4 protein-coding genes and 1 pseudogene are annotated in these 6460 nt (G+C 72.2%); all 5 read left to right on the top strand.

Features of this window, described 5'->3' with window-relative positions; all coding sequences use genetic code 11:
- Positions 1 to 87 precede the first annotated feature (87 nt).
- A pseudogene (gene sucB / locus AB0L33_RS34550) lies at positions 88 to 1122 on the top strand (2-oxoglutarate dehydrogenase, E2 component, dihydrolipoamide succinyltransferase); the annotation flags it as partial.
- A 130-nt stretch (positions 1123 to 1252) separates the two neighbouring features.
- Complete coding sequence (locus AB0L33_RS34545) at positions 1253 to 1876, top strand: GntR family transcriptional regulator (protein ID WP_365687663.1); 624 nt, start codon at positions 1253 to 1255, stop codon at positions 1874 to 1876.
- A gap of 254 nt (positions 1877 to 2130) precedes the next feature.
- Positions 2131 to 4800, top strand: coding sequence for a pyruvate dehydrogenase (acetyl-transferring), homodimeric type (aceE, locus tag AB0L33_RS34540; protein WP_365687662.1), 2670 nt, complete (start codon positions 2131 to 2133; stop codon positions 4798 to 4800).
- A 91-nt stretch (positions 4801 to 4891) separates the two neighbouring features.
- Positions 4892 to 5872, top strand: coding sequence for a WYL domain-containing protein (locus AB0L33_RS34535; protein WP_365687661.1), 981 nt, complete (start codon positions 4892 to 4894; stop codon positions 5870 to 5872).
- Positions 5873 to 5933: 61 nt separating this feature from the next.
- The gene (locus tag AB0L33_RS34530; RefSeq protein WP_365687668.1) at positions 5934 to 6452 is read left to right on the top strand and encodes a DUF4240 domain-containing protein; all 519 of its coding nucleotides are present in this window, start codon (positions 5934 to 5936) and stop codon (positions 6450 to 6452) included.
- Positions 6453 to 6460: the final 8 nt, after the last annotated feature.

Genomic DNA, 6460 nt, shown 5'->3' with positions numbered 1-6460 from the left:
CGAGCGAATCGGCCCCGGCCATCAAGAGCAGCCCGACTGTCACGCTGACCGCCACGCCGCAGACGGCCAAGGGCGGGGAGAAGGACGGCTCCGGCGCCCGCCGCCCCGGCCCCGGCACCTGCCCCGGCGGCTCCCGCCCCGGCACCGGCCGCCCAGGCTCCGGCCCCGGCCGCCGCCCCGGCCGCGACCTCCGGTGACGACGGCGCGTACGTCACGCCGCTGGTCCGCAAGCTCGCCGCCGAGAACGGCGTCGACCTGGGCTCGGTCAAGGGCACCGGCGTCGGTGGCCGCATCCGCAAGCAGGATGTCGTCGCCGCCGCGGAGGCCGCCAAGGCCGCCGCCGCCCCGGCGCCCGCCGCCGCTCCGGCCGCCTCCAAGGCGCCGAAGCTGGAGGCCAGCCCGCTGCGTGGCCAGACCGTCAAGATGACCCGCATGCGCAAGGTCATCGGCGACAACATGATGAAGGCGCTGCACTCGCAGGCCCAGCTGACCTCGGTCGTCGAGGTCGACGTCACCAAGCTGATGAAGCTGCGCGCCAAGGCGAAGGACGGCTTCGCGGCCCGCGAGGGCGTCAAGCTCTCCCCGATGCCGTTCTACGTGAAGGCCGCCGCCCAGGCGCTGAAGGCCCACCCGGTCATCAACGCCCGGATCAACGAGGACGAAGGCACCATCACGTACTTCGACTCGGAGAACATCGGCATCGCCGTGGACGCCGAGAAGGGCCTGATGACCCCGGTCATCAAGGGCGCGGGCGACCTCAACATCGCCGGCATCTCGAAGAAGACCGCCGAGCTGGCCGGCAAGGCCCGCGGCGGCGGCCTGACCCCGGACGACATGTCCGGCGCCACCTTCACCATCAGCAACACCGGCTCGCGCGGTGCGCTGTTCGACACCGTCATCGTGCCGCCGAACCAGGCAGCCATCCTGGGCATCGGCGCCACCGTGAAGCGTCCCGCGGTCATCGAGACCGAGGAGGGCACCGTGATCGGTGTCCGCGACATGACCTACCTGTCGCTCTCCTACGACCACCGTCTGGTGGACGGCGCGGACGCCGCCCGCTACCTGACCGCGGTCAAGGCGATCCTGGAGGCCGGCGAGTTCGAGGTCGAGCTCGGCCTGTAACCAGCCTCACGATCGGCGCCCCCGTCCGGAACACTTCCGGGCGGGGGCGCCGCCGTATTGTCTAGACACCACCGGTCGCCCCGGCCACCGTGCCCGGTGCGGCGTACCGGTCTGTCCGAAGGAGCCCGTCATGACCCCGCCCGTCGTCCACTCGCTGCGCGAACAGATCCGCGAGCACATCGTGGAGGGGATCGTCAGCGGGCGCTGGAAGCCGGGCGAGCGGATCGTGGAGCGGCGCATCGCGACCGAGCTGGAGGTCAGCCAGACCCCCGTGCGCGAGGCGCTGCGGGAGCTGGAGACGCTGCGGCTGATCGAGTCGGCGCCCAACAAGGGCGTCCGGGTCCGGAACCTCACCGCGGCGGACCTGGAGGAGAGCTACCCCGTACGGGCCGGCCTGGAGCAGATCGCGGCCGAGCTGGCGGCCCCCGGGCTCGGCGAGGACTGCTCGCTGCTCGCCCCGCACGTGGCGGCGCTGTACGAGGCGGACCGGCTGGCCGACGGCGAGGCCCAGGTCCGGCACACGGTCGGCTTCCACCGCGAGCTGGTGCGGGCGGCGGGGAACGCGGTGCTGCTGCACACCTGGGAGGGGCTGGGCATCGAGGTGTTCACGGCCCTGTCGATCCGCTGGCTGGGGACGGTCCAGAAGTCGTACGCGGAGGAGCACGAAGCCCTCATCGACGCGTTCCTGCGCAAGGACCCGGACATCGGGGCTCTGGTCAAGGCGCACGTCCTGGGGTGCGCGCCGCGCGCCTGAGGCGCCGCGCAGGTGTGGACCCTGCCGCTCTTCCGTGCAGGTCAGCGCCCGTTTTGAACGGGTAAATCCCGTCACTCGGTGCCCCATTTCGTGGCACCGCATGCCACTTTCTTCATATCGAGAAGTTTTGCCGTTCATCCTTTGATCGATCATCGATCGGCGATTTACAGTTCTCCGCGGGCCCACCGGCCCCATCGCCCTGTCCTGCCAGTCAGGGACTTCTCCACCCCCCTCCTCACCGGAAGGCGGCGATCATGACCGACCCCGTAGGAAAGCTTCCGAGCGAGCTCGACCAGCTCCCGGACCGCGACCCGGAGGAGACCGCTGAATGGGCGGCCTCCCTGGATGCCGTCACCAAGGCCGCGGGCCCGCACCGTGCCGCGTACCTGATGCGGCGCTCGCTCCAGCACGCCGAGGGCGCCGGTCTCGCGCTGCCCAAGCTGCTGGAGACCGATTACGTCAACTCCATCCCGACCGCCGCGGAGCCCGACCTCGACGGTGACCTGGAGATGGAGTCCAAGATCACCGCGTGGAACCGCTGGAACGCGGCCGCGATGGTCACCCGGGGCGCGCGCTACGGCGTCGGCGGCCACATCGCCACCTTCGCCTCGGCCGCCTGGCTGTACGAGACCGGTTTCAACCACTTCTTCCGCGGCAAGGAGGGGGACGGCTCCGGCGACCAGCTGTACGTGCAGGGCCACGCCTCCCCCGGCATCTACGCCCGCGCCTTCCTCGACGGCCGGCTCAGCGAGCAGCAGCTCGACAACTTCCGCCAGGAGGCGGGCGGCAACGGCCTGCCGTCCTACCCGCACCCGCGGCGGCTGCCCTGGCTGTGGGAGTTCCCCACCGTCTCCATGGGCCTCGGCCCGCTCTCGGCGATCTACCAGGCGCGCTTCAACCGCTACCTCGCCAACCGCAACATCAAGGACACGTCGAACTCGCACGTCTGGGCCTTCCTGGGCGACGGCGAGATGGACGAGCCCGAGTCGACCGCCGCCCTCGCCCTCGCGGCCCGCGAGAAGCTCGACAACCTGACCTTCGTCATCAACTGCAACCTGCAGCGCCTCGACGGTCCGGTCCGCGCCAACTTCCGCGTCGTGCAGGAGCTGGAGGGCGCCTTCCGCGGCGCCGGCTGGAACGTCATCAAGACGCTCTGGGGCAACGCCTGGGACGAGCTGTTCCAGCTCGACACCACGGGCGCGCTGGTGCGCCGCCTCCGCGAGGTCCCGGACGCGCAGTTCCAGACGTACGCCACCCGTGACGTCGCGTACATCCGCGAGCACTTCTTCGGCGCCGAGCCCGCTCTCGCCGAGCTGGCGAAACTGCTCACCGACGCGAAGATCGCCGAGTGCTTCTACACCTCGCGCGGCGGCCACGAGGCCCGCAAGGTGTACGCGGCCTACCGCGCCGCCGTCGAGCACAAGGGCGCGCCGACCGTGATCCTCGCGCAGACGGTGAAGGGCTACACGCTCGGCAAGGGCTTCGAGTCCAAGAACGCCAACCACCAGATGAAGAAGCTGTCGATCGACGAGTTCAAGGGCATGCGCGAGCTGCTCGGCCTCCCGATCCCGGACAGCGCCTTCGCCGACGGCCTGGTGCCGTACGCCCACCCGGGCGCCGACTCCCCCGAGGTCCGCTACCTCCAGGAGCGCCGCGCCGCCCTCGGCGGCCCCGCCCCGGCCCGCCGGGTGCACGCGGTGGCGCTGCCGCAGCCCGAGGAGCGCGCGTTCGCCGCGCTCAAGAAGGGCTCCGGCAAGCAGGAGATGGCCACCACCATGGCCTTCGTCCGCCTGGTCAAGGACCTGATGCGGGACAAGCAGACCGGGAAGCGCTGGGTGCCGATCGTCCCGGACGAGGCCCGCACCTTCGGCATGGAGTCGCTGTTCCCCTCGGCCGGCATCTACTCGCCGCTGGGCCAGACGTACGAGCCGGTCGACCGCGACCAGCTGATGTACTACAAGGAGGCCAAGGACGGCCAGATCCTCAACGAGGGGATCACCGAGGCCGGCGCCATGGCCGACTTCATCGCCGCCGCCACGTCGTACGCGACGCACGGCGAGACGATGATCCCGTTCTACATCTTCTACTCGATGTTCGGCTGGCAGCGGACGGGCGACCAGTTCTGGCAGCTCGCCGACCAGCTCGGCAAGGGCTTCATCGTCGGCGCGACCGCCGGCCGCACGACCCTGACGGGCGAGGGCCTCCAGCACGCGGACGGCCACTCGCACCTGATCGCCGCCACGAACCCGGCGTCGCTCAACTACGACCCGGCGTTCGCGTACGAGATCGCGGTGATCGTCAAGGACGGTCTGCGGCGGATGTACGGCCCCGATGCCGAGGACGTCTTCTACTACCTGACGGTCTACAACGAGCCGAAGCCGCAGCCCGCGATGCCGGAAGGCGTCGAGGAGGGCATCGTCAAGGGCCTGTACCGCTTCAAGGAGGGCACGCCCGCCAAGGCGAACGGCCCGCGCGCCCAGCTGCTGGCCTCCGGCACGGCGATCCACTGGGCCCTGGAGGCCCAGGAGCTGCTGGCCGCCGACTGGGGGGTCACGGCCGACGTCTGGTCCGCGACCTCCTGGGGCGAGCTGCGCCGCGAGGCGCTGGAGTGCGACGAGGCGCTGCTCCGCGGTGAGCAGCGGGTGCCGTACGTGACGCAGGCGCTGGAGGGCGCTCCGGGCCCGGTCGTCGCGGTCAGCGACTGGATGCGCGCGGTGCCGGACCAGATCAGCCAGTGGGTCGAGCAGGACTACACCTCGCTCGGCACGGACGGCTTCGGCCTCTCCGACACGCGCGACGCGGCCCGCCGCCACTTCGGCGTCGACGCCCAGTCCGTCGTGGTCGCCACGCTGGCCCAGCTGGCCCGGCGCGGCGAGGTGCCGGCGACCGCCGTCAAGGAGGCGCGGGACCGGTACGGTCTCTGAGCGTGATCAGGCCCGTCCGGCTGGAGGCTTTGTCCTCGATCGCCGGACGGGCTTGATTTTCGCCGCGCCGCAGTCCGGCCACAATGGCCGCATGCGTGCTGCCCGGCTGATCCGAATGGTGCTGCTCCTCCAGGCCCGCCCCGGCATGACCGCCGCCGAGCTCTCCCGGGAGCTGGAGGTGTCCGAGCGGACCGTCACCCGGGACGCGCAGGCCCTCTCCGAGGCCGGTGTCCCGGTGTACGCGGAGCGCGGCCGGGCGGGCGGCTACCGGCTCGTCGGCGGCTACCGCACCGGGCTGACCGGTCTCGCCCGTGACGAGGCGGAGGCGCTGTTCCTGTCCGGGCTGCCCGCCGCCCTGCGCGAGATGGGGCTCGCGGACGCCGCGTCGGCCGCCCGGCTGAAGGTGTCGGCGGCCCTGACTCCCGCGCTGCGGGACGCCCCGGCCGGGGCGGGGCGGCGCTTCCACCTGGACGCGCCCGGCTGGTACCAGGAGCCGGTCACTCCGGAGCTGCTGCCCGCCGTGGCCGAGGCCGTGTGGCGGGACCGGCTGCTCCTGGCGCGGTACCGGCGGGCGGGCCGGGACTCCGACGCCGAACGGGAGCTGGCCCCGTACGGGCTCGTCCTGAAGGCGGGCGTCTGGTACCTGTGCGCCCGCGCGGGCGACGACACACGGGTGTACCGCATCGACCGGTTCACCGCCGCCACCGTTTCGGACACCCCTTTCGTCAGGGACGAGGATTTCGACCTGCCCGCCTTCTGGGAAGAGCGGTCCGCCGCGTTCGCCCGCTCCCTGCTGCGTACGGAGGTGACGCTGCGGCTCTCGGAGGCGGCCGCGCGCCGCTTGCCGCACGTCGTGGACCGGGCCGCCGCCACGGAGGCGCTGGAGGCGGCGGGGCCGCCCGGTGCGGACGGCCGGGTCACGGTCACCCTGCCGGTGGAGTCCCTGGACGTCGCCTACGGCCAGCTGCTGGGCCTCGGGCCGGAGTTGGAGGTGCTGGGTCCGGCCGGGCTGCGGGAGAGGTTCGCGACCGCCGCCGCCCGGCTGCACGCGCTCTACGGGGGCGCGCCCTGACGGCTTCGCACCGACGTCTGGGCGTGCGTCGGCCGCGCTCAGGGCAGATGCTGGACCCGTGATGGACGAGACCGAGTTCTGGGAGCTGATCGACAGCACCCGCGAGGCCGCCGACGGCGACCCCGAGGACCACGCCGACCTGCTGGTCGACAAGCTGGTGCTGCTCGACCCCGAAGCGGTGCTGGACTTCGCCCGGCACTTCGAGGCCCGCTTCAACCGCGCCTACCGCTGGGACCTGTGGGGCGCCGCCGCCCTCCTGCTCGGCGGCGCGGACGACGACGCCTTCGACTACTTCCGCTGCTGGCTGATCGGCCGGGGCCGGGAGGTCTTCGAGGGCGCCGTGCACGACCCGGACGCCCTGGCCGAGCTGCTCGACTCCTTCGACGAGGAGCTGGACGGCGACGGCGAGGAGCTGGGGTACGCGGCCGACGAGGCGTACGAACAGCTCACCGGCGTCGTCGCGCCCGACCTCGGACTGCCGCCGCAGCCCGACGAGCCGGAGGGCACACCGCTGGACCCGGACGACGACGCGGCCCTGGCGGCCCGGCTGCCCGCGCTCTGGGAGCGGTTCGGCGGCTGAGCGCGCCC

The organism is Streptomyces sp. NPDC052299 (genome assembly GCF_040679335.1).
In the GTDB taxonomy this organism is placed as follows: Bacteria; Actinomycetota; Actinomycetes; order Streptomycetales; family Streptomycetaceae; genus Streptomyces.
Note: the sequence above shows the minus strand (reverse complement) of the source record. Positions and strands in the feature narration are given on the sequence as shown.

Coding starts and splice junctions, on each gene's coding strand:
- aceE (WP_365687662.1), top strand. CDS start 2,131: ATGACCGACCCCGTAGGAAAGCTTCCGAGCGAGCTCGACCAGCTCCCG.
- AB0L33_RS34530 (WP_365687668.1), top strand. CDS start 5,934: ATGGACGAGACCGAGTTCTGGGAGCTGATCGACAGCACCCGCGAGGCC.
- AB0L33_RS34545 (WP_365687663.1), top strand. CDS start 1,253: ATGACCCCGCCCGTCGTCCACTCGCTGCGCGAACAGATCCGCGAGCAC.
- AB0L33_RS34535 (WP_365687661.1), top strand. CDS start 4,892: ATGCGTGCTGCCCGGCTGATCCGAATGGTGCTGCTCCTCCAGGCCCGC.